Consider the following 21,320-nt stretch of genomic DNA (forward strand, 5'->3'; position numbering starts at 1 on the left):
CCATCAAATCGCAAGGCCCTTCATGTCTGCAAACCTGCCAGTGCTCCCCGAACTCATGGTCCATGAGGCTGTCAAAGCGGCGCTTTTGGAAGATTGGGGCCGCGCTGGTGACCTCACAAGCCAGGCGACCATTCCCGCTGGCACCGTAGCATGCGCGGTTGTCGCCGCACGAAAGCCAGGAGTGCTTTCAGGCGTCGCGCTGGCCAAAGCGGCATTTGAGCTGACTGACCCTGGTTTTACGATTGAGTCTTTAAAAACCGACGGTGTACGCATTCAGCCAGGTGATGTCGTTATGCGCATTCAAGGCCCTGCCAGGGCTCTGTTGTCGGCTGAAAGAGTTGCTCTCAATTTTCTTTGCCATTTGTCCGGGGTCTCTACGGCGACAGCACGTTTCGCTGATTTGATCAGCCACACGAACGCACGTATCGCCTGCACGCGGAAAACGACTCCAGGTCTGCGCAGTTTCGAAAAATATGCGGTGCGTTGCGGCGGCGGTTCAAATCATCGCTATGGTTTGGACGACGCTATTTTGATCAAAGATAACCATATCGCAGTGGCAGGTGGGGTGGCCAAGGCAATTGAGGCCGCAAAAGCCTTTGCAGGACACTTGGTGAAGATTGAGGTCGAGGTCGATACACTGGACCAATTACAAGAAGCCCTCAGGTCCGATCCGGATGTCATCATGCTTGACAATATGAGCCCTCGGTTTTTGCGACAGGCCGTTGGTATTGCGGACGGCGCTGTGATCCTCGAAGCCTCGGGCGGGATTGAGGCCGGCACGGTCAAGGCTGTAGCTGAAACCGGTGTCGACCTAATCTCATCTGGCTGGATCACTCATTCCGCCCCGATTCTGGACCTAGGGCTGGATATTGAAATCGCCTGAGCGCCCGTGCTTATCCGGCTACCGCAAGATAGACGCCGGATACGGCCGTAATCGCGCCCAGAGCGCGGATAACGCGCCGGGCTACTGCGGGATTGTTTCGAGCGGCGGCGAAGGCACCCTGTGCGATCAAGAGACCGGCACCGTGCAGGATCGCCGTCGCGAGAACAAATCCGGCGGCATAGGAAATTTCCCCGGCTGATCCGATTTCTCCACCATGTGCGTGGCCATGACAGATACCAAAAATGCCGATAAGTGCTACGGAGACAGCATTTGGGATCTTTAGCGCAAGACACACGGCTGCGCCGAACAGAACAACCGAAGCCAGGATCAACGGCTCGACAAATGGCAGGGGCATACCCGCGATAGCTAAAACGAAGCCAATCACCATGGCGCCCACAAAGGCGCTGGGAAACAGCCACAGCGCGCGACCACCGGACAGTGCAGCCCATAATCCGACCGCAATCATTGCCAGAACGTGGTCCAGCCCGAACAGGGGATGTGTGAAACCGGCTGCGAATGATCCGTGCTCGGCCGGATCGAGATGGGCAGCTGCCGGACTTGCAAGCAACACCAGACTGCTCGCAGCCAGAAGAATGCGGAGTACCATGAATTGATCCTTTTTGGGTGGTTCAGGTGCCCCGGATTGGGTCGCACCTTTCATAGACAAAGCGCAACCAAAACAGATTCGACAGATCATGCAAGATAAAATGGCAGGCCGTCTTTTCCGCGTGTCCTTGATCATGCTTGACAACCGAAATATCGTTCTTTTGCAGTGCATCATTTGAGAGTTTTGCGCACGTCATGAACGAAGGCCATCAGAAGTCTGACAGTCCCCATTCGCCAGACATTGTCACCCGTTTGACCCGGTTTGCCCAGTTGCCGCTGCTTGTCGGATTGGCAATCGGTATGGCGTTGTTTTTGATTACCTTTTTTGTCGATATTTTTCAGGCGATTGTCACCTATGAATTTTTGGATCGAAAGAAGACGATCCTCTTGATCTTGAATCTGCTCGACATGGTGTTCATCGCTAATCTGGTGATTATGGTGGCAACCAACACCTTTAATACGTTTCGGATCAAAGCATCGGCGCATGGTGAGGACTACATCCAGCAAGGCCAAAAAGCCTACAGGCGGATGAAGCACCGCATTGTATCGACGATCATCATCATTTCGTCGATCCACGTACTAAGTGAGCTATTAGAGTATTCGCAGGCAACTGCGCTTCAGGTCGCGGCGCTGTTCGGTTTTCACCTCATCCTGCTTGCGACCTACGTCGTTACAAACGTGTTCGAATCGAACGACTAGCTGACTGATTGCCCTTCGACATCTCGTAAGTCGTTGGCACACAATCAAGCGGCCACCGCATTTCGCGATGGCCGCAAGGGGATTTGGAGGTCAGGAATATTTGTGTTTTACCAGCCGCCGGTCCGGGTCTTGTAAAAAATGTGCAATCCGACCTGTCCAAGCTTGTTCATGGACTTTGCCCAGCGCGGATTGACATAAGTGGCATGGTAGTGCGTCGAAGCATCGACCATTTTCAAGTACCGCTGACCATCAGAGACTTCGCGGGCAAGGCGCTGGGCGGTTTTCCAGGCGCCAGGGCTGTTGATGCGGTCCTTAATGCCATCGCATGCATAGGAAAACTGGCAGCGGTTGTGCTTGTGCCGGTTCTGATAAACCACGCCACAGATTGAATCCGGGTAAGCAGGATTTTTGACGCGGTTCAAGACCACCTGCGCAACAGCAACCTGGCCTTCTTCGCTTTCCCCGCGCGCCTCAAAGTAAATCGCTTCGGCAAGACAGCGCTGTTCTTTGGCGCTTCCGACAGACAGCGGCAGTGGCTTTTGCGCCCACCAATGCGGATTGTTCGGATCTTCAGGTGGGGGAATCTCTTGCTCGTATTTTGGTGCGCCAAATAGGGCGTCGAATGGATCTTTTGTCTCGCGCACGCTGTCGGGAGCATAGGCAGACACAAGTGAGAAGCTTGCTGCGGCAGCGTTGCGTGCCATCATCACCCGTTGCAGGTCGATCGGAGTGCCGTCATCCAGCTCGTTTCCTGACCCGTCAAGTGAATTGCTGCCATTGAGCGTGTCGAACGGCTGCGGTTTTACAAACGCGACGCGTGGGAAGTCGTCGATTTTCTTGTCATTGGCATAGAGGCTGCGCATCGCGTAGACGGCGCCAGCGGCCATGTCGACCATTTGGCGGTCGGGCGCCAGACTGATCAGCCGGTCACCTTTGCCTGTCCGGTTGATTTCAATTTCATCAGGGATTTCAATAGGGAGGAATTCCTCGGCAATATCTTCAAGGCCATTGACCGGAGTTTCCTTCGAGCCTTTGGCAGCCGATGTCACCGACAGCTTTGGTTTGCCTGACGCAGGCACTTTCGCCTGCGCAAGACGTGTTGGTGTTGCCGGTAGGGCGGTGGAAAAGCTCGCTGCACTGAGGCTCATCATCCAGGCCGGAGCCTTAGCCTGACGTTCCTGAAGCAAACCGTAAATGTCTTGTTGTCCGGTTGTTGCTGTCAGTGCCAAAAATAGGACAGGTGATAATGCCAGAAAGCGTTTGAGCTTCCGCACCCGTGGTTTGCTTCGTTTTTTCGTATGATCCACGGATAGTTGCCGCCTGGAAAAGCGGGTTCTCGGGCCAAACATACGCAGCCAACTCCAACTCGATACGCAACTCGGCCGGACCCAGCTCGTTAGACTAAACAAGCGGTTAAGCCATTCGACTGATTTAAGTTTGTCTGCTTAACCTTGAAAGAGCGTTAATGAAGGGAATAAACGCGGAATTCTGCCAAGTAGCGAAAGAAATTCAACGGCTTATGGTTAAAATATCTATTGCAAAAGCAGAAGGACACCTGTTCCGGTAACAGTCAAAGCCGCGCCGACCCAGGCGGGCGGTGGTAGATCCCGGGTCCCCAAAAGCCACAGAAGCGGCAGCATGATGACAGGTGCGGTGGCACCCAAAACCGCAACAACACCGCTATGGTAGATACTGATCCCATAAAGAAGAAGGCTGACCGCGACAACATATCCAAGAAGGCCCGGTACAACGGCTTGAAATAGCAGGCGTGGTGTCAGGGACGTAGAAGGACGAAGTGTTTCCAAAGGAAGAAGTCCTGCGAAAAAGATGACAATCGCAGCGAGCCCGGTGCGCAAATACGAGGCAACAAGCGGTTCGGTTCCAGCTTCCATAACCGGCTTAAGAACAATCAGCCCAAACCCCTGACAGAATGCGGCGACAGTCCCAAAGAATATGACGGAAGCTATCGAGCCGGAAACCCCGTCGATAGACGCGGCTGATCCCTTCGCACCACGCATTCCAACTGCAATCGCAATTCCGGAGAGTGTCAAAAGGCACGCGATCAATTGGAACAGACTAATTGTTTCGGCCAAATAGATCCAGGAAAGGAACATGGTCGTCAGCGGACTTAGCGATAGCAGCAATTGCATCCGCCTTGGCCCGCCGCGTTTCAGGCAGGCCATCAACGCGAGATTGCCCAACAGCACTCCAACCAAGGCGCTCAATAATATTGACGGCCAGGCATCAAAATTGACACTTGCCCAACCAGTGCCGGCGGAGACCAGGGTCACCAGAACTGGAGCGGCAACAATCAATTGCAAACGGGTAACCGCAAATGTGCCCAGACGGCGTGACGGTTCAGTTGCCACAATCGAACCGAACGCCCAGCAAGTTGAGGCGCCCAATGCTGCTGAAGTTGCAAGCAAGGACATGAATGCCCTCCACGGCGTACTTTGGGAAGAAGCTACAGTCTGTGAAGCGGCGAATGCAAGTTAAAATAGAAATAATTCGATCTACCTACCACCCACTTTAAGGCCTAAGGCAGGGCGTTCCGTCAGCAAAGCGCGGCGGAATCGGAAGAGAGCAGCAGGCCGTCCTCCTGTTGCAGTCGAGGTTGCTCCAGTGGGTTCAACGAGATTGGCGTTTTCCACAAGGCGCCGGAAGTTCTGTTTATGCAGGTGACGGCCAGACACCGCCTCCACCGATGTTTGCAGTTCGGTCAATGTGAACCGCTCAGGCATCAATTCGAAAACGACTGGGCGGTATTTCAGCTTTCCTCTCAATCGCGAAATCGCCGTTGCAAGCACACGGCGATGATCAAACCGCATGGTGCGGCCCAGTTCTGGGACGTTTGGCCGCTTGAGCGCAGCTTCACGTCCGTCTACGAGTGCTTCTTGCACCAGGCCCGCTTCGTAAAGCAGTTCATACCGATCCAGCGCGCGTTCTTCGTCCCATTCACGATCGGACCCAAAGGCGAGACGGATGCGCTCACCTCTTGCTAAGGCGCGGGGAGGCGTGTCCTGCGGCAGCGGTTCCTCTGACCACGCGTCCAATGCCGGCAGTATCTCGCGGTCCAGGATGTCAGGGCGGCCATTTCGCCAATCCTCCCATGGAAAATAGTCGTACCAGGAACGCCAGCGGGATTGCTGTTTGGCCAACACGTCCTCAGCGTCGGGAGTCTGGCGTGTCAAGGCAAGATACCCGACGGACACCACATGCGGTCCTGCGTCTTCCTGAAGCCGGTGGCGGCCCCGGTCGCCGAAGGTGTAAAGCTGTTCTACATAACCAAGCTTAAGGGCGGTCTGTTCTTCCACCCAGGCGCGCAGCCCGATTTCGAATGTGCGATGATGCAAGGGGTCAAATGGCCCAAAGGGAAGGCTGTCCGGAATGCCCTTTCCGCCCGAGCCAACTTGTACGATCTGCGGGTACCCGGCCGAGACCGACACGATCACGGCATTCAGCCCGATCTCAATGCTGGCGGTCTTGTTATTCATGCCGAGCAGATTCCCAAATGTCCGGGCAGCGAAGTGGTCACGGTGTCAATGGCATCTGAAACGGCTTGCCCTCGAAAGCTGTCGCACCGCGGCCGATCGCGCTGATTGCATCTATCATACGACCGTCACGTCCGAGCAGTTTGTCCGCCATAGCTACAAGCCTTGCGTTGGGAGTTGCCGAAGGCGCCCGGTCGCGCAACGTCTTCGCCAGATCTGTTTCGGTTCTATCGGGCAGAAGCGAACAGGCGGTGATGTAGGCGCCTGCTGTTGATCTGCTGATGCCTGCCCAGCAGTGAATAATCAACGGGCTGGTCCGGTCCCAATCGGAGGTGAATTTAAGTAGCTGAAGAACATGGTCTTCCGTCGGTGGGGTCAGCCCGGCAACCGGTGCGACAATATCGTTGAAACCTAAAAACAAGTGGTTTTCAGGCGCGATACCATCGGGCGTGGGAACTTTCATGTCGCCATTGATCAAAGTGACAAGACGTGTCGCACCGGTGTTTTGAACAGTTTCATTAAGCCTGGACAGTGAACAAACAAAAAGCATGGCATGCCGCTGATTTGGTTTTTTCAGACCGTACCTGTCTGAACGGCAGGGGTCACCTGTTAAGCTGTTTTTCTGCAGGTGTTTTTGCTCGAAGCACGAAGATCCTCGATCTCTACGAACCGTTTCAGGAAAAGGCGCTGTGCGTCTGCAGTTGTCAACGGGGTCAGCTTGAGCCGGTGTCCAGGACCAAGATGTTCTTGAAAGGCGCGCGGTTTTCCGAAAATCTTGGCCGCTTCGTTCTCGTCAAAACCGGCCAATTCAATTGCCTCGAAATAGGCGCAGATCAGATCGGCGCGTTTGGCCAGTTTTTTGATTGTCTGCGGAATGTCGGCCGGCAGACCAAATCGAAGGTGGATTGCCGCTTGCAGCCGGGCCTCCACGGCTTTGTACGCTCCCCCCATAACCGCCTTAAACGGTGAGATCATATCGCCGATGACATATTCGGGGGCGTCGTGAAGCAAAACGGCGAGGCGCCAGTCTGGAGACAGGTCTGGTTTCAGTGTGAGGGCAATGTCCTCAACGACCATAGAGTGTTCGGCTACCGAGAAGGCGTGGTCACCGATCGTCTGGCCGTTCCAGCGCGCCACTCGGGCAAGGCCATGCGCAATATCGGAGATCTCGACATCCAGCGGTGAGGGATCCAGCAGGTTAAGGCGGCGACCAGACAACATCCTTTGCCATGCGCGGGGTGTTGCGTCTGATCGCTCTTTCGTCATCGATTCCATTTCCCAGGTTCAGTGGTCCGCTTTCGTCGTCTCGGGCCAGTCAAAGGTTGCCCAAGCCGGAAGATCGACCTCAACGGGAGCTTCGCCACAGGTGATCGTGGCCCCCTTGTCGAGTGCGGCACGCACCTTGTCAAGGCGGAGGAGGGCGACCGAAATACTGGTGTCCCCGTCCTTCACATGCGAGCCAATATGGCCAACGCTTTTTCCATCTGCCATCACATCGCTGCCGGCCTCCGGCAGCTCCGCCTTTGACCTTAGTTTGACAAACCGTTTGCGGGCGGTTCCCCGGTGTTGCATGCGCGAGACAATTTCCTGACCTACATAGCAGCCCTTGGAAAAGCTGACGCCTTGAAGTGCATCCATGTCTGCGTCATGCGGGAAAATGTCGGACAGAGAAAAATCAGTCGATGATTCTGGCACGCCCAATTTCAAACGGTGCAGCTGATAGTTCTCAAACGTTGCGCTGGTTCCGCCAACTGTCTGAAGTCCAGACGAAACAGTTTCTTTTTGCCCGATCACTCTGTAACCGAGTTCATCCAACCGCGGGTCTCGAAAAACTAGCGCTCCGTCCAGATGAAAAATTTCGCTGTCCCAGACCGCAAAGACCGCCTGTTCGGCAACATCTATTTCGACCTTTGTCCTCAGGCGATAAAATGTCAGTCGTTTTTTCAAATCCTGAAGAACAGTGCGGTCGACTTCGATCAAATAACTTTCACCGGATTTCACGATGAAAAAGTCAAACTGAATCTTGCCCTGAGGTGTGAGCAAGCCGGAAAACGCCGCACCATTTTTGTCGACGATGCTCAAATCAGTGGTTACGAGATTTTGCAAAAAATCATGCGCCGGATCGCCAGAAATCCTAAGCAGACCGCGATTCTCTAGAGGCGTAAAAAACATCTCAGTTCCCGACTTTGGTGATGGTTGGCCAACATCCAGATAGTGAGCCTGTGAAATTCGGGCAAGGTTTAAAAGCTGCACCACCCGGACTCGCTCAAAGGAGCAAGGACACGTATAAGCAGCTCGGAAATCATGACAATGATGGGAGCTCAGTGTGCCGGATACTTTCGATACCATTCTCAAAAACGGAACCGTCGTCAATCAGGATGGAACCGCGCAGCGCGACATCGGCATCCGCGACGGACGGATTGCGGGGATTGGGTCTTTTTATCCAGAGCAGGCCGGCGAAACAGTAGACTGTACCGGCCTTCATGTCTTGCCGGGTGTTATCGACAGCCAGGTTCATTTTCGCGAACCGGGCATTGAGCACAAGGAAGATCTCGAAACAGGCTCACATGCGGCCGTCATGGGTGGTGTAACAACAGTATTTGAGATGCCGAATACCAAGCCGCTCACAACAACCGAAGCCGCGCTGGCAGACAAAGTTTCAAGGGCGCATCATCGCATGCATTGCGACTTCGCGTTTTGGGTCGGCGGCACTCGTGAGAATGTTAGAGACATTCCCGAACTCGAGCGTCTGCCAGCTGCTGCGGGGATCAAAGTCTTTATGGGATCGTCTACTGGTGATCTGCTTGTCGAGGATGATCAAGGAGTGCGTGATATTCTTTCGGCAACAAACCGACGCGCGGCCTTCCATTCCGAAGATGAATACCGCCTTAAGGACCGCGCGGGCGAAAGGATTGAAAACGATCCGCGCTCCCATCCTATCTGGCGGGATGAAATTGCTGCCTTGCAGTGCACCCAACGCCTGGTGCGCATTGCCCGTGAAACAGGCGCGAAAATTCACATCCTCCATTTGTCGACCGCCGAAGAGGTGGACTTTCTGATCCCGCACAAGGATGTTGCCTCAATAGAGGTCACCCCCCATCATTTGACGTTGACCGACGAAGCGTATGAACGCCTTGGAACTCTTGTTCAGATGAACCCGCCAGTAAGGGCTGAGCGGCACAAGGACCGACTGTGGTGGGGCCTTGGCCAAAGCGTGCTCGATATCCTTGGGTCGGATCATGCGCCACATCTTCTTGAAGAAAAACAAAAGCCGTATCCGGCGTCGCCGTCTGGCATGACGGGTGTTCAGACCCTGGTTCCGATCATGTTGGACCATGTCAATGCCGGGCGCCTGACGCTGGACCGCTTCGTTGACATGACCAGCGCAGGCCCGCTGCGTCTTTTCCAGATTGCCCGGAAGGGCCGGATCGCCGTTGGCTATGATGCCGACTTTACGATTGTTGATCTGAAGAAAACCCGGACCATCACCAATGATTGGATTGCGTCGAAGTGTGGTTGGACGCCGTACGACGGAAAGTCAGTGACTGGTTGGCCGATTGGCACCGTGATCCGTGGCCGAAAAGTAATGTGGGAGGATCAGCTGGTCGGGGCTTCCACAGGCGAAGCGGTGTTGTTTCAGGAAAGCCGCATTAGGTCGTGAACCAAAAGGGAGGGACCGAAGCCCAAATGCAGCAGTCCCGACCTAATCGGTTTCCAGGAGGGAAATAGAACACAAAGAGTGATGTTCACAACAGAACCGATGTGCTTAGCTTGTTAATGTGCGGGGCTGTGGCTGATAAGGGAAACGTAACCTTATCTACTAACTTAACTTACATGCATGCGAGCGTATAGTTCGCCAGGGCTTAGATGTATTGCGTAGGGTGAGGCTCAAAAATGCGTAGGGGAAATCCTGGTTTTCTTGGTGGTTGGTCAAGTCGGCTTCGCATGATATTTGCAGTTAGTTCCCTTGCTGTTGGCTCGGGTATGGTTTCTGGAGCATCAGCTCTCGAAAATCAGGCTGAAGATAAGCTGGATGAACTTGCACCACTCCACATGCTTGTATCGCTGGACGATCAAAAGATCGACGTTTATCGCGGTGGCGAGCTGATCCGGACATCACCGATTTCCTCAGGCAAGAAGGGGTACAGCACGCCGACCGGCGTGTTTTCTATCCTTGAAAAACGGCGGCGGCATTTTTCAAACCTTTATGATGATGCGCCTATGCCATACATGCAGCGCCTGACATGGTCAGGTGTGGCATTGCACCAGGGACATTTGCCCGGCTACCCTGCTTCCCACGGGTGTGTCCGAATGCCCCGTGACTTTGCCAAAGATCTTTTTGCTCTGACAAAAAGAGGCGCTCAGGTCATCGTGACTAACGAGCATGCCGAGCCACGGCGCGTGGACCATCCCGTTTTGCCGCAACCCTATGTGCCGGCGACCACGTTGGTCAGCCTGTCTCCCGCAGTTATCGGTTTCGATGCCGGATTGCGCGGCTCACTAACATCGGCAGCGCTCCAGGAGAACATTCAGACCGTAGAGCCGAACCCATATTTCGAACATCCATTGCGAATGATCATCACGCCGAACAAACCAATCAACAAGGTCAAGACAGTTCAGCGCCTGCTAAACAGGCTTGGATACCGAGCTGGCCCGGTCGATGGTGTGATCGGCCGCAAGACCCGGGCTGCGATCGCTCTTTTTCAGGAGGGAGCGGAGCTTCCAATCAACGGCAATATGTCGGACTTCATCGTCGCGCGGATCTTTCAGGAAGCAGGCTATGAGAAGCCTCTGAACGCGACCCTCCGGGTTCGCCGCAAGTTCCGAGAAGTCTATTCAGCGCCGGTCTTCATAGAAAATCCGGATGTTCATGTTGGTACCCATGTCTTCACAGCATTGGGCTTCAAAGAGGGTGAGGCGCGGGTCAGTTGGATATCGGTTCGGGCGGAAGACCGGGGCGAGCGAACCCCGCACGCGATCTTGGACAGGGTCGACTTGCCTGAAAAGGTCCGAAAGGACCTTGGCAAAATCCTGACCCCTGGCACATCGCTTATTATTACGGAACGCAGTTTCAAACGGCACACAGATCTTGGTACGGATTTCGTTGTAATGACCAGGTAATATATATTTTTGATTGAATTTGTGCACAAAGGCCTCTGCCCGCCCGCGGAGGCTTTTGTTTATCCGGATAACCTGAAATTCAGCGCGTTTCGTCACCAAACTGTCGTCGCCCTGCCGTATCGGAAAGCCACCTAATTAAAGTGGCAGCCGGGAGACAACTATGCCGCAAAGCACGCTTGAAGCTTCGAAATCGCGTCTGAAAAAGGCTGTTCACCGCTCAAGCGCTACGTCCCGGGAGGGGATGCTGGAAAGGCTTTTCACCTTTGCATTCAAGGGACTTGTTTACCCGCAAATCTGGGAAGACCCTGATGTCGATATGCAGGCGCTGCGGCTGACATCGGAGTCTCGTATGGTTGCGATAGCGTCCGGCGGCTGCAATGTCATGTCCTACCTGACGGCCAATCCGGCGCAGATCACTGCCGTTGATTTGAACAGGGCGCATGTTGCACTTGGCCGGCTCAAATTGCTGGCGGCCCGGAGGCTTCCAAGCTACGACGCTTTCTACCGGTTTTTCGGCGAAGCGGACGAGCGTTCGAACATTGCAGCTTATGAGCGCTTTCTAAAGCCCGAACTTGATGCGGAAAGCCTTGCCTACTGGGAAGGTCGGGACATTAGCGGCTGGGGCCGGAAACGAATTACTCTCTTTTCGCGAGATCTCTATCACCATGGGTTGCTCGGCTATTGCATTGGCCTGGGGCACTTTATCGCGCGTCTTTACGGCATTGACCCGAAACACATGGTGAAGGCCCGTAGCTTGGACGAACAGCGGTCCTACTTCGAAACGGCTTTGGCCCCGCTGTTTGACAAGCGCCTGGTGCGCTGGGCGACCTCCAAGAAAATGTCGCTTTATGGTTTGGGAATTCCGCCCGCGCAGTATGAGGCTCTTGTTTCTGCCAGTGCCGATCGGGACATGTCCTCGGTTCTGCGCGAGCGTCTTGAAAAGCTTGCCTGCGATTTTTCGCTGCAAGACAACTACTTCGCGTGGCAGGCCTTTAATCGTGGCTATGCTCCGCGAGCGGGCGAAAGCACCGGCGAGGCCGGGCCATTGCCGCCCTATTTGAAGAGGCAGCACTTTGAAGACATCAAACAACGTGCCTCACGTGTGCGCGTGTTGAACCGGAACTTCACCGAACACCTGCAGACTGAGGGCGATGACCAGCTCGACGCCTTTGTTTTGCTGGATGCTCAGGACTGGATGACTGACGTCCAGCTCAATGCCCTGTGGAGCGAAATCACCCGGACTGCTCGTCCAGGCGCCCGTGTTGTCTTCCGCACCGCCGCGGAGCCGACCTTGTTGCCGGGGCGGGTCGCCGATGCAATCCTCGACCGCTGGACCTACGAGAAAGACGAAAGCTTCGCGCTCGGTCGGCAGGATCGCTCGTCTATCTATGGCGGCTTCCACCTTTACGTTTTCAATGGGTAACAGCGTGCATAGTGATCAAAAAGCTGCGGAAACCGCTCAATTGATGGACGGTATCTATAAGTATCAGCGCCATTTTTACGATGTCACACGCAAATACTACCTGCTCGGCCGGGATCATCTGATCGAGCAGCTGGAACCGGGGCCGGACCAGACCGTTCTGGAGCTTGGCTGCGGGACCGGCCGCAATTTAATTGGCGCAGCCAAGCGGTACCCGAATGTGACGTTCCATGGCATTGATATTTCGCAACAGATGCTGGAAACAGCGCGTGAAAGTGTTGCGCGCGCGGGGCTCAGCGACCGGATTTATCTCCACCAGGGCGATGCTTCAAGCAGCTCTTTCGTATCGTCAGCCGGTGCGCCTGAATACGACCGAGTATTTTACTCCTATACATTGTCTATGATGCCGGTCTGGCGCGAGGCGCTGGCCGCAGGTCTGGACTGCCTTTCGGCGGATGGGCGTCTCTGCATCGTCGATTTCGGTCAACTGGACCGGTTGCCGGTGTGGTTCGCTCGCTTGTTGCGGACCTGGCTGGCAAGCTTCCATGTCACACCGCGTGCCGATTTGTTGAATGAGGTTGCCAAACTGTCGGACCGCTCGGGCCGGCCTATGACCAGCACCAGCCTGTACCGCGGCTATGCAACCTACGTACAGGTCAGCTAAGGCGATTGCTCACTCACCGGCGACGAAATAGTGCAGCGTGCCGTCCTTGCCGATACCAACGCGGTAGAACAGCCAAACGCCGTAGTTCTGCATCTCGTTGAAATCCGCTGAGGTGATGATCCTGTACATCTCCACCTTCTGGTCCGGACGCAGATCGTTTAGCGGGTAGCGCGCAAAATACGGCCAGACATACATTTCTTGCGCGGTACCGGCGTCGGTATGAACAAATCCCGCCTCAAGCACATCGATCAGAATTGCTAGGATCTCCAGCCCTTCACCGTCACCGGAGCTGTCTTTAAGAAAATCAATCGGGTCGCCAATTTCGGTCAAGGAAAGGGTTGGCAGGACTTCATTGCTCTCAAGCACCATTCGGAGCCGTTCAACATCTCCGGTCTGGGCGGCTTCTTTCAGTTGCGAATGCATGCGCTGAACCGGTTTGGGCAACAGGCTCAAATCGTAGAGGACTTCGGGCGCAGGCAAAGGCTCAGCAGCCCGGTCTGGCAGCGGTGCTTTTTCGAATTCTTCTGTTTCGGTTTCAAGAAGCTCCTCGCTCGGAATCGTGATCGTTGATCCTGCTTCTGCTTCTGGTGAAACCAGAATAGTGTCGGTCCGAACGGTTTTTGCATGCGCGACCAATGGAATCATCCAAACCAGAATTACAGATAATCTGAGAATCTTCAGCATGCCGTTCACCTTCGTATTTCAGCAGTCTGCCTGCTGTCCCACATTCTCGCCGACGACGCTACCTGCAATCCCGGTAATCGTCTCGAAACTTGAAACGCGTATCACCAGCCGCTATCGACGGCAGTACTACGACATTGTGAAGGACCGGATTGCGTGACATTTCTGGAATATGCGCTGATCGGATTCGTAATCGGCGTGATAACGACGGCACCGGTCGGACCTGTTAACGTCATGGCTATCCAGCATGCAGCTCAGAGCGGGTTCCGTCAGGGCGTTTTTGTCGGACTGGGCGCTGTTGTCGCTGACGCAATTTACGCCGCTGTCGCGGTTTTCGGCGTATCCGCAATCACACAGTTCATCGAGGGTCAGTTTGACCTCATTAAAATCGTCGGTGGTGCTTTATTGATCGTGTTCGGCATCAAAGTGTGGAACACGCACCCGCATCTGGCAGATGCTGCTGACGGGGATGAGAAAGGATTCTGGGGAGATGCCACGGCGGCGTTTTTCATGGCCCTGACCAACCCAGGCACCGTATTAGCGTTTGTTGCAATATTCGGCGGGTTGGGTGACCTGAGACCGAAACATGGCGATATCTTCGGCAAGCTCATCATGGTTGCAGGTGTTGCAGGTGGCGCAACGACCTGGTGGGTTTTTGTGTCCGGCATGGTTACGCGCTTTCGCGGCGGCATCGACGATAGTTGGCTGGACAAGGCCAACCACATAGCGGGCACCATATTAGTGGTCTTCGGCGCATTGATTTACGCCGATCTGCTCTTCGATATTTTCTGAGTGCCACGCAATACTAGGCTGCAGAACCAGCCGGGACATCAGACTTATTGCAGGATACGGTTCACGGTGTAGTCGCCGCGCTGGATCCGGTCCGGCAAGCCTTCCGCAAGCTTTGCCACAGCTTCCTCGCCATAGGTCGCAACCAGGTCGGCTAGGGCGGTAAACATGGCAGCATGAGCAACCGCATCGGCGTCCACACCGTTTGCAATGGCCTCTGCCCAGGCATCGGTTATGAAGCTGAGTGCCGCCCGCCGGAGATCTTCATCTTCTGCAAATTCCGCTTCCATGGCAGCGTCGTTGAAATCGTCGTTTATCATTCGTTCCTTACCGGTCTCAAAACACTGGGGCTAAACGCGCCTGCCAATGCGGTCTTTCCGAATCTCTTGCTAAGAATCCTAGCACGCCGAAGCGGGAGGGGTAGCAACCGTGAACGCAAACTTAACGGCCATTCACAATCTTTATCGGAAAGGTTAACCAATCGGTAAGAAGTGACCCAACGGTTGTGGATTTATCGACCATAGCGGCTTGTAACTGTGGTTATCAGCGTTTCGCCCTCTGCGATATACTGTTCCATAGCGGTACGCGCGGTGGATGTGCATACCCTATAAACTGCTGAAAAACCACGATAACCCTGATTAAAACGTTCGATGAACTTGCGCCTGCGGTTCTCCGTGCGGGCTTCTGCCAGCAAAAGCGCCTCCATATTTTGCCGCCAGCTCGGTGCGTCGTTAGACCCGCACAGGGGCCGTAAAAAATGCAGCGCACCCATCACCTCCGACAGCCGGAGCAGCTGCTGCTCATAGGGCGGCTCCTCGGTTTGTGGCGTTTGTGCATGGCTGGCTGGAGAATTGGTAGCAAGACATACTGCCAGCAGAAGAAAAATGGCAAATCGCATGGGCGGCATCATGAGGACAGTGCTGGAAATGCGCAACAGAAAGGCGTCATTCACGGACAGATTGAACACACGAATATTGCTGGTGATGTTGATGCTGGAGTGTTTGCCGCACACAGCGTGAACATCATACAGTTGCGGGGCGGGCGGACCGCTTCAGGCTATCGGCCTGGAAGCAGTCTTTTTATCCGCGCGACGGTGCCTGGGGTGGTATGGAGGCTGCCCAGCTCTCCAATGGCAAACCAAGAAGCGTCGGCGGCATCATCTCCTGCCCACGGCGTGCCGGACAAATAGGCACCAGAGAAAACGACAAGCACATAATGGCTTGTCGTGGTGCCCGCGCCGTCGTGCATCATGGTTTCGAACATGTCGACCGGTTCACCAAGCGTTGCTTTGATGCCAGTTTCCTCAAAAAGCTCGCGCTCTGCCGCTGCGGTCAGCGCCTCACCATATTCAACGCGCCCTCCCGGCAGGCTCCAAAGCCCCTTGTAGGGCGGATTGCCGCGCTTGATCAGAAGCACGCGATCCTGGTCGTGGCACAACACGCTGACGCCGACAATGGGGCCTTTTCGCGAAGCGACTTCAGATGTCATGTCGGCTGGCTGAGTGAGAAATGAACATTGGCATAAGCTGCGGGGCCAATCGGCCTAGGCAAACATGGCATCGATTTCTGCTTGCGCCGCATCACCTTCGGGTTGAAGCGTATCTGTTTCAATGTGTCCATGTATGATTCCGCTCGCGGTCGAAATGAGCGGCTTAATGCGAAGCGTGGCCTTTTCCGACACTTCGCCCGCAATTTCTGCGACATCGGGTGCGTTTTTCAGCATGTCCTGAGCCTCGCCAACAGCCGAATTGATTGCTTCAACATTCGCTTCCAGATGTTCACGGAGATCTGAAGGTGCTGCAGAATACGCAAGGATCGCAAGATTCTTGTCTTTGAACGAGGAGTTTTCGAAATGCTCGGCATAACCGAGTGGGCTCCACGCGATGACGTCTTCGGCACAGTCGGGCATGGCGGGCAGCATCTCAAGGAGCATAACCACTTCATTGAAATGGTTCAGATAGTCCGTCGCCAATCCGGTCGAAGCATTAATGTTCGCCTGCTCCAGCCGTTCAGCTGCCAAAACTCCGGCGCCAAGTACTGGATCATCGCATTCCATACCGTTCCCCCGGCGACTACATTATGGTTCGAACCTACTTCGGTTTTGTTGCCAATTAACTAACCGTGCGTGTGCAAACGCTTTTCACGCAGCGCCCTTAAAATGATAGGTCAGTAAATGTGCGGCCGCTTTAGTCTTACAGCCACACCCGACGATGTGAAGGCCCTGTTCGGCTACATCGATCAACCGAATTTTCCGGCGCGCTACAATATCGCGCCGACTCAGCCGATCGGGATTGTCCGCCGGGAACACGGCCAGCGCAGGTTTGCACTTGTCCGCTGGGGGCTGGTTCCGGGCTGGGTTAAAGATCCGGCGAGTTTCACCTTGCTGATCAATGCGCGCGCCGAGTCCGCTGCGCAAAAACCATCCTTTAAAGTCTCCATGCGCCATCATCGGTGCATTGTTCCAGCCTCAGGATTTTATGAATGGTGCCGAACACCGGATGGCAAACAACCTTTCTGGATTTCCCCCGTGGAGGGAGGCGTCATAGCGATGGCCGGGCTATGGTCAACATGGTCGGATGCTGATGGAGGGGAAATAGACACCGGAGCACTGCTGACAGTGGATGCCAACGATATGATGGCGCCCATCCACCACAGAATGCCGGCAATTCTTCATTGGCAAGACTTTGAGACCTGGCTGAATGTCACTGACGTCCCGGTCAAAGAAGCGGTCAATCTGCTGAGGCCGATTGAGAACGATTATCTCCAAGCGGTTCCGGTTTCATCAAAGGTCAACAAGGTGACAAACGATGACAAAAGCCTCCAGGAGGCTTGTGAGGAACAACCAGCCTCTCCTCAGTCAAAGAAGCAAACTGCAAAACCAAAAGGCGGGAGAGACCAGCTGGATCTATTTTGAGGCCAATCAGCTGTGGCCGCAGATGCAGCAGCGCTGTAGAAAGCGCAATCGAATACCGAGTTGGAGAGCCTCTGTTGAACGAAACCGATGAAGATGCGCTGGCGGAGGTCTATAATCATGGCCTTGAGCTCGAAAAGAAAGGCGACCATGACGGCGCCGAGCGTGAATATCGCAAGCTACTCGAAATGGATCCGTCCGACCCCGGCGGTGTGAGCATTCGGTTGGCTGCGATGGGCCGCATGGCAGCTCCTTCCAAAATGCCGGACGCCTATGTTGCGACACTGTTCGACCAGCATGCCGATGTGTTCGACGATATTCTAGTGGATCAGCTCGGGTATTGCGTGCCGCTGCTGCTTCGCGAGCGCATCCGCAAGCTTGGCCTTGGTCCATTTGAAACACTGCTCGACCTCGGATGCGGCACGGGTCTGACGGGTATCGCTTTTTCCGATTGTGCTGCTCGGATGACTGGCGTTGACTTGTCGGAACGTATTGTCGAGTTGGCCTATGACCGTGAGGTCTATGAGGACCTTTATATTGGCGAGGCTGTCGAGTTTCTTCAAGAATTTGAAGAGGACGACGGAACACGCCCAATGTACGACTTTATCGCGGCCACGGATGTGTTTCCCTATCTCGGCGAGGTTAGACCGATAATCTCCGCTGCAGCGGATCGCTTGCCCAAGGGCCGACTGTTTGCCTTTTCAACCGAAACTCTGCCGGATCCGGCTTTCGCAGACAGCTGTTTCGCTGTTGGCCCTAAGAACAGGTTCGCCCATCACTTGCCGCACCTGCTCAGCGAACTGGAGCACGCCGGTTTTCAAACGCTGTCTCGGGAAGATATCACCGTTAGACTGGAAGACGGCGCCCCGGTGCCCGGTCATATGATCGTTTCAAAGAAGCGCGATCAGTAAACAGCGCTGAAGGAGGCGAGGCATGCGGGCAGGGTGCCGCGCATGCTTTGCTTGTTATGCTGCCAAAATTTTTAGATGCGGATTGCCGTCCGATGTCCGCGCAATGGATATTCCGAACCGGTCTACAACGGCACTGATCCGGCTTCGAAAGCATGAGAAACTCTCGAAGGTGACGACATCGACCGGATGGTCGAGCTGCAGGGTTACGCGATACCGGTTGGCATCGGCCAGTTGAGAAATACCGATAACTTTGGCGCTGTATGGTTGCCGCATGTATTCACCGCTTACCCTCTGACCCAGGGAAAACGTCTTCTCGCTAGTTCGCGACCGGGTTGTCGCGAGCAAGGTATTCCAGTCTCTGGAGCCGAGTTGCTTTGCGATCAGCTCCAGGGCTTGGCCATGCGTACAAGTCTGCTGCAGTACGGATGGTATGGCGTTGCGCAAGCGCTTAGCTTGCTCTTTTAGGTTCTGCACCGAAGAAATTGTCATTTACGAGCCCTCTTATGAGGCAGGCATCTATGACGGTGTTCGCATTGCCGACAACCTGCAAAAAGATGCAAGAGGCGTCTGTGCTTCCGTATCCGCTGAGACATTGGATGCGATGGGGATTTCACCAAAGGCTGCTTGCAGCCCGCGAACGGCAGGGCCCCCGACCTTACGGACGCGTTTAAGCGCCGTTCGCGGCCAAGTCAATCCGGTCATTGTATTAGAGAACACGGCCGGGATTGAGCAAACCTTTGGGATCGAACGCGTCTTTGATACGATGCATGAGGTCGAGTTCGGTGTCGCTCTTGACCGTTTTGAGCAAGTCCCGCTTCAGGCGTCCGATCCCATGCTCTGCGGAGATTGAGCCCCCAAAGTCATGAACAATACCGTGAACGATCTCGTTCATCGCATCCCAGTTTTTCAGATAGGCTTCCTTGTCCGCTCCAACTGGTTGGCTTACATTGAAATGGATATTGCCATCTCCCAAATGTCCGAACGGCACGGGCCGGCATCCCGGTACAAACTCGCTCACCGCCGATATTGCCTTGTCCAAAAAATCTGCAATCGCTGCAACAGGCACCGAAACATCGTGCTTGATCGAGCCGCCTTCGGCCTTTTGAACCTCAGACATGCCATGACGGATGTGCCAGAACGCATTCACCTGAGACAGGTTCTCGGACAGGACGGCGTCTTCAACCAAGCCGTCTTCAAACGCTTCGCCCAAAATTTCTTCCAACAGGTCCCGGACCGGGAAAGCGTCGGAACCGCTCGAGAGTTCCATCAATACGTACCAATTGTGCGGCGCCTCAAGCGGATCACGGGCACCATCAAGGTGGGACAGGCAGAATTCAACGCCGACGCGGGGCATGATTTCAAACCCCGTCAACACCGGTCCCGCCTTTTGCTTGGCGAGAGAGAACAGCTTGAGCGCAGCATGGGGATCAGGAAGCCCGACAAATGATGCCTCGAGCTTTTTCGGCTTTGGGAACAGCTTTAGAGAAGCGGCTGTAATTATCCCCAGGGTGCCCTCACCACCGATAAATAATTGTTTCAAATCATAACCGGTGTTGTCCTTGCGAAGGGTGCGCAGCCCATTCCAAATGTCGCCGTTCGGAAGCACAACTTCGAGCCCAAGAACGAGATCCCGGGTGTTTCCGTATGCAAGCACCGCAGTCCCGCCAGCATTGGTCGAGATGTTTCCTCCGATCTGACATGAGCCTTGGGCGCCCAGCGAAAGCGGGAATAACCGGTCGGCCTTTTCAGCCTCGTTCTGCAGTGTTTCTAGGACAACACCACTCTCAACCGTGATCGTGAAACCCACCGGATCAATATTGCGCACCTTGTTCATGCGCCCGAGAGAGAGAACGATTTCGCCGCCGTTTTCCGTTGGAATTTGACCACCAACGAGGCCAGTGTTGCCGCCTTGCGGCACAATGGTCAGCCCGTTCTCATATGCATATTTCAGAATCTTGCTGACCTCTTCCGTTGAGCCCGGCCGCAGCACCATTGGTGTTGAGCCCTGATACAGGTCACGCCATTCCACAAGATAGGGCGCTTTGTCTTCTACAGTGGTCAAGACATTCGCGTCGCCGACGATGGACGCCAATCGGCCAGCGTGGTTTGACTGCTCCATGAAAAGGGAACCTCACAATTCGATATTGGTTTTTCGCGGTAACATAGTAGGTGGAGCTTAAGCCGTCGACGGCTCATTACGCCACGGTGTGTCTTGAAGGAAATTTAGGCCTGTGCCATAGCATGCCGGCCCTTCGGGCAAGAGTTAATGAATCCTTCTGGAGATGAATATGGCGGAAACGCGTGGATTGATGACTGGCAAGCGTGGCCTGATCATGGGCGTTGCGAACAACAGATCTATCGCGTGGGGAATTGCAAAAGCCGCCGCAGATGCTGGTGCCGAGATTGCCTTAACCTATCAGGGCGATGCTCTGAAAAAGCGGGTCGAACCGCTTGCTGATCAACTGGGCGCTATCGTTGCCGGGCATTGCGATGTGACGGATCCGGTCAGCATAGATGCGGTTTTCAAGCACCTTGAAGAGAAGTGGGGCAAGCTTGACTTCATTGTTCATGCCGTTGCTTTTTCGGATAAGGATGAGCTGACCGGACGTTATGTCGACACTTCATCTGCGAATTTTGCAAGGACGATGGACATCTCCTGCTACTCGCTGACGGCTGTGACGCAGCGAGCCGAGAAGCTTATGACAGATGGTGGTTCAATCCTGACTCTAACCTACTACGGCGCAGAAAAGGTCATGCCACACTACAATGTCATGGGTGTCGCAAAGGCTGCACTTGAGGCAAGCGTCAAGTATCTCGCTATGGACCTTGGCCCGCAGAACATCCGCGTAAATGCAATTTCCGCCGGCCCGATCAAAACGCTCGCCGCCTCGGGGATTGGCGATTTCCGCTATATCTTAAAGTGGAATGAATACAACGCCCCCTTGCGCCGCTCCGTCACCATTGAAGAAGTTGGCGACAGTGCCTTATTCCTGCTGTCTGACCTTGGACGTGGAGTGACAGGCGAAATCCAGCATGTGGATTGCGGATACAACATCGTCGGCATGAAAGCCGTCGATGCACCGGACATCTCGGTGGTTAAAGACTAACTCAAGGGCCGGATTTTCCGGCCTTTTTCGTCTATGAC

General features: G+C 54.7%; 25 protein-coding genes. 11 read left to right on the forward strand and 14 right to left on the reverse strand.

Annotated elements, in window-relative coordinates; translation table 11 throughout:
• Positions 1-22 precede the first annotated feature (22 nt).
• Positions 23-883: a carboxylating nicotinate-nucleotide diphosphorylase gene (gene nadC, locus JM93_RS10930; RefSeq protein WP_145343210.1), complete on the forward strand. Its 861-nt coding sequence runs from the start codon at positions 23-25 to the stop codon at positions 881-883.
• A 10-nt stretch (positions 884-893) separates the two neighbouring features.
• Here the strand turns inward: nadC and JM93_RS10935 are convergent, their stop codons facing one another.
• The gene (locus JM93_RS10935; protein WP_145343212.1) at positions 894-1,490 is read right to left on the reverse strand and encodes a HupE/UreJ family protein; all 597 of its coding nucleotides are present in this window, start codon (positions 1,488-1,490) and stop codon (positions 894-896) included.
• A gap of 194 nt (positions 1,491-1,684) precedes the next feature.
• Between JM93_RS10935 and JM93_RS10940 the strand changes: the two genes are divergently transcribed.
• Positions 1,685-2,188, forward strand: coding sequence for a YqhA family protein (locus tag JM93_RS10940; protein WP_145343214.1), 504 nt, complete (start codon positions 1,685-1,687; stop codon positions 2,186-2,188).
• A 107-nt stretch (positions 2,189-2,295) separates the two neighbouring features.
• On the opposite strand, the gene JM93_RS10945 is transcribed toward JM93_RS10940, so the two are convergent.
• From JM93_RS10945 to ygfZ, 6 genes are all read right to left on the reverse strand, one after another.
• Positions 2,296-3,495, reverse strand: a complete 1,200-nt coding sequence (locus JM93_RS10945) for a cell wall hydrolase (RefSeq protein WP_208995095.1) — start codon at positions 3,493-3,495, stop codon at positions 2,296-2,298.
• A 225-nt stretch (positions 3,496-3,720) separates the two neighbouring features.
• Positions 3,721-4,620: a DMT family transporter gene (locus tag JM93_RS10950; protein ID WP_145343218.1), complete on the reverse strand. Its 900-nt coding sequence runs from the start codon at positions 4,618-4,620 to the stop codon at positions 3,721-3,723.
• An 81-nt stretch (positions 4,621-4,701) separates the two neighbouring features.
• Entirely contained in the window at positions 4,702-5,682 is a 981-nt protein-coding gene (locus JM93_RS10955) for an NUDIX hydrolase (RefSeq protein ID WP_145343220.1), read from the reverse strand.
• Between the two features lie 37 nt (positions 5,683-5,719).
• Entirely contained in the window at positions 5,720-6,229 is a 510-nt protein-coding gene (locus tag JM93_RS10960; RefSeq protein ID WP_145343222.1) for a tyrosine phosphatase family protein, read from the reverse strand.
• A gap of 59 nt (positions 6,230-6,288) precedes the next feature.
• On the reverse strand, positions 6,289-6,945 hold the full coding sequence (locus JM93_RS10965) for a YfbR-like 5'-deoxynucleotidase (protein ID WP_145343224.1): 657 nt from the start codon (positions 6,943-6,945) through the stop codon (positions 6,289-6,291).
• Positions 6,946-6,963: 18 nt separating this feature from the next.
• Positions 6,964-7,851 carry a CAF17-like 4Fe-4S cluster assembly/insertion protein YgfZ gene (gene ygfZ, locus JM93_RS10970; protein ID WP_145343226.1) on the reverse strand — a complete coding sequence of 296 codons (888 nt, stop codon included), beginning with the start codon at positions 7,849-7,851 and terminating at the stop codon, positions 6,964-6,966.
• 154 nt (positions 7,852-8,005) lie between these two features.
• Here ygfZ and JM93_RS10975 point away from each other — a divergent pair, with 154 nt between their 5' ends.
• The 4 genes from JM93_RS10975 (at position 8,006) to JM93_RS10990 (ending at position 12,884) form a co-directional block, all read left to right on the forward strand.
• Positions 8,006-9,340 (forward strand): dihydroorotase, encoded by a 1,335-nt coding sequence (locus JM93_RS10975; RefSeq protein ID WP_145343228.1) that lies wholly within the window; start codon positions 8,006-8,008, stop codon positions 9,338-9,340.
• A gap of 284 nt (positions 9,341-9,624) precedes the next feature.
• Positions 9,625-10,800, forward strand: a complete 1,176-nt coding sequence (locus JM93_RS10980) for a L,D-transpeptidase family protein (protein ID WP_145343230.1) — start codon at positions 9,625-9,627, stop codon at positions 10,798-10,800.
• 160 nt (positions 10,801-10,960) lie between these two features.
• Complete coding sequence (locus JM93_RS10985; protein WP_145343232.1) at positions 10,961-12,223, forward strand: BtaA family protein; 1,263 nt, start codon at positions 10,961-10,963, stop codon at positions 12,221-12,223.
• Positions 12,224-12,227: 4 nt separating this feature from the next.
• Positions 12,228-12,884, forward strand: coding sequence for a class I SAM-dependent methyltransferase (locus JM93_RS10990; protein ID WP_341873629.1), 657 nt, complete (start codon positions 12,228-12,230; stop codon positions 12,882-12,884).
• A 9-nt stretch (positions 12,885-12,893) separates the two neighbouring features.
• Here JM93_RS10990 and JM93_RS10995 read toward each other — a convergent pair whose 3' ends face one another.
• Positions 12,894-13,568, reverse strand: a complete 675-nt coding sequence (locus JM93_RS10995; RefSeq protein WP_145343234.1) for a hypothetical protein — start codon at positions 13,566-13,568, stop codon at positions 12,894-12,896.
• Here JM93_RS10995 and JM93_RS21725 point away from each other — a divergent pair.
• A complete protein-coding gene (locus tag JM93_RS21725) occupies positions 13,567-13,725 on the forward strand; it encodes a hypothetical protein (RefSeq protein WP_155197364.1) in 159 nt (52 codons plus the stop codon). The genes JM93_RS10995 and JM93_RS21725 overlap by 2 nt on opposite strands.
• Positions 13,722-14,357, forward strand: coding sequence for a LysE family translocator (locus JM93_RS11000; protein WP_145343236.1), 636 nt, complete (start codon positions 13,722-13,724; stop codon positions 14,355-14,357). Before JM93_RS21725 ends, JM93_RS11000 begins: the two co-directional genes overlap by 4 nt.
• 44 nt (positions 14,358-14,401) lie before the next feature.
• On the opposite strand, the gene JM93_RS11005 is transcribed toward JM93_RS11000, so the two are convergent.
• The 4 genes from JM93_RS11005 to JM93_RS11020 form a co-directional block, all read right to left on the reverse strand.
• Positions 14,402-14,674 carry a hypothetical protein gene (locus JM93_RS11005; protein ID WP_145343238.1) on the reverse strand — a complete coding sequence of 91 codons (273 nt, stop codon included), beginning with the start codon at positions 14,672-14,674 and terminating at the stop codon, positions 14,402-14,404.
• Positions 14,675-14,865: 191 nt separating this feature from the next.
• Entirely contained in the window at positions 14,866-15,366 is a 501-nt protein-coding gene (locus JM93_RS11010; RefSeq protein ID WP_244300808.1) for a TIGR02301 family protein, read from the reverse strand.
• A 44-nt stretch (positions 15,367-15,410) separates the two neighbouring features.
• Complete coding sequence (locus JM93_RS11015) at positions 15,411-15,842, reverse strand: NUDIX hydrolase (RefSeq protein ID WP_145343240.1); 432 nt, start codon at positions 15,840-15,842, stop codon at positions 15,411-15,413.
• Positions 15,843-15,896: 54 nt separating this feature from the next.
• Positions 15,897-16,409 carry a hypothetical protein gene (locus tag JM93_RS11020; protein ID WP_145343242.1) on the reverse strand — a complete coding sequence of 171 codons (513 nt, stop codon included), beginning with the start codon at positions 16,407-16,409 and terminating at the stop codon, positions 15,897-15,899.
• A gap of 117 nt (positions 16,410-16,526) precedes the next feature.
• Between JM93_RS11020 and JM93_RS11025 the strand changes: the two genes are divergently transcribed.
• Positions 16,527-17,267, forward strand: a complete 741-nt coding sequence (locus tag JM93_RS11025; protein WP_145343244.1) for an SOS response-associated peptidase — start codon at positions 16,527-16,529, stop codon at positions 17,265-17,267.
• Between the two features lie 71 nt (positions 17,268-17,338).
• Positions 17,339-18,175 carry a class I SAM-dependent DNA methyltransferase gene (locus tag JM93_RS11030; RefSeq protein ID WP_170230624.1) on the forward strand — a complete coding sequence of 279 codons (837 nt, stop codon included), beginning with the start codon at positions 17,339-17,341 and terminating at the stop codon, positions 18,173-18,175.
• 54 nt (positions 18,176-18,229) lie between these two features.
• Here JM93_RS11030 and JM93_RS11035 read toward each other — a convergent pair whose 3' ends face one another.
• Both JM93_RS11035 and JM93_RS11040 read right to left on the reverse strand, forming a co-directional pair.
• Positions 18,230-18,664: a glyoxalase superfamily protein gene (locus JM93_RS11035; protein WP_145343248.1), complete on the reverse strand. Its 435-nt coding sequence runs from the start codon at positions 18,662-18,664 to the stop codon at positions 18,230-18,232.
• A 217-nt stretch (positions 18,665-18,881) separates the two neighbouring features.
• Positions 18,882-20,294: an FAD-binding oxidoreductase gene (locus JM93_RS11040; protein WP_145343250.1), complete on the reverse strand. Its 1,413-nt coding sequence runs from the start codon at positions 20,292-20,294 to the stop codon at positions 18,882-18,884.
• Between the two features lie 169 nt (positions 20,295-20,463).
• Between JM93_RS11040 and fabI the strand changes: the two genes are divergently transcribed.
• Positions 20,464-21,282, forward strand: a complete 819-nt coding sequence (gene fabI / locus JM93_RS11045; protein WP_145343252.1) for an enoyl-ACP reductase FabI — start codon at positions 20,464-20,466, stop codon at positions 21,280-21,282.
• Positions 21,283-21,320 lie beyond the last annotated feature (38 nt).

The organism is Roseibium hamelinense, from assembly GCF_007830545.1.
GTDB lineage: Bacteria > Pseudomonadota > Alphaproteobacteria > Rhizobiales > Stappiaceae > Roseibium > Roseibium hamelinense.

Excerpts from the sequence above, each read along its gene's own strand:
- nadC (WP_145343210.1), top strand. The coding sequence starts at position 23 with ATGTCTGCAAACCTGCCAGTGCTCCCCGAACTCATGGTCCATGAGGCT.
- JM93_RS10935 (WP_145343212.1), bottom strand. The coding sequence starts at position 1,490 with ATGGTACTCCGCATTCTTCTGGCTGCGAGCAGTCTGGTGTTGCTTGCA.
- JM93_RS10940 (WP_145343214.1), top strand. The coding sequence starts at position 1,685 with ATGAACGAAGGCCATCAGAAGTCTGACAGTCCCCATTCGCCAGACATT.
- JM93_RS10950 (WP_145343218.1), bottom strand. The coding sequence starts at position 4,620 with ATGTCCTTGCTTGCAACTTCAGCAGCATTGGGCGCCTCAACTTGCTGG.
- JM93_RS10955 (WP_145343220.1), bottom strand. The coding sequence starts at position 5,682 with ATGAATAACAAGACCGCCAGCATTGAGATCGGGCTGAATGCCGTGATC.
- JM93_RS10960 (WP_145343222.1), bottom strand. The coding sequence starts at position 6,229 with ATGCTTTTTGTTTGTTCACTGTCCAGGCTTAATGAAACTGTTCAAAAC.
- JM93_RS10965 (WP_145343224.1), bottom strand. The coding sequence starts at position 6,945 with ATGACGAAAGAGCGATCAGACGCAACACCCCGCGCATGGCAAAGGATG.
- ygfZ (WP_145343226.1), bottom strand. The coding sequence starts at position 7,851 with ATGTTTTTTACGCCTCTAGAGAATCGCGGTCTGCTTAGGATTTCTGGC.
- JM93_RS10980 (WP_145343230.1), top strand. The coding sequence starts at position 9,625 with ATGATATTTGCAGTTAGTTCCCTTGCTGTTGGCTCGGGTATGGTTTCT.
- JM93_RS10985 (WP_145343232.1), top strand. The coding sequence starts at position 10,961 with ATGCCGCAAAGCACGCTTGAAGCTTCGAAATCGCGTCTGAAAAAGGCT.
- JM93_RS21725 (WP_155197364.1), top strand. The coding sequence starts at position 13,567 with ATGCCGTTCACCTTCGTATTTCAGCAGTCTGCCTGCTGTCCCACATTC.
- JM93_RS10995 (WP_145343234.1), bottom strand. The coding sequence starts at position 13,568 with ATGCTGAAGATTCTCAGATTATCTGTAATTCTGGTTTGGATGATTCCA.
- JM93_RS11005 (WP_145343238.1), bottom strand. The coding sequence starts at position 14,674 with ATGATAAACGACGATTTCAACGACGCTGCCATGGAAGCGGAATTTGCA.
- JM93_RS11015 (WP_145343240.1), bottom strand. The coding sequence starts at position 15,842 with ATGACATCTGAAGTCGCTTCGCGAAAAGGCCCCATTGTCGGCGTCAGC.
- JM93_RS11020 (WP_145343242.1), bottom strand. The coding sequence starts at position 16,409 with ATGGAATGCGATGATCCAGTACTTGGCGCCGGAGTTTTGGCAGCTGAA.
- JM93_RS11025 (WP_145343244.1), top strand. The coding sequence starts at position 16,527 with ATGTGCGGCCGCTTTAGTCTTACAGCCACACCCGACGATGTGAAGGCC.
- JM93_RS11035 (WP_145343248.1), bottom strand. The coding sequence starts at position 18,664 with ATGACAATTTCTTCGGTGCAGAACCTAAAAGAGCAAGCTAAGCGCTTG.
- JM93_RS11040 (WP_145343250.1), bottom strand. The coding sequence starts at position 20,294 with ATGGAGCAGTCAAACCACGCTGGCCGATTGGCGTCCATCGTCGGCGAC.
- fabI (WP_145343252.1), top strand. The coding sequence starts at position 20,464 with ATGGCGGAAACGCGTGGATTGATGACTGGCAAGCGTGGCCTGATCATG.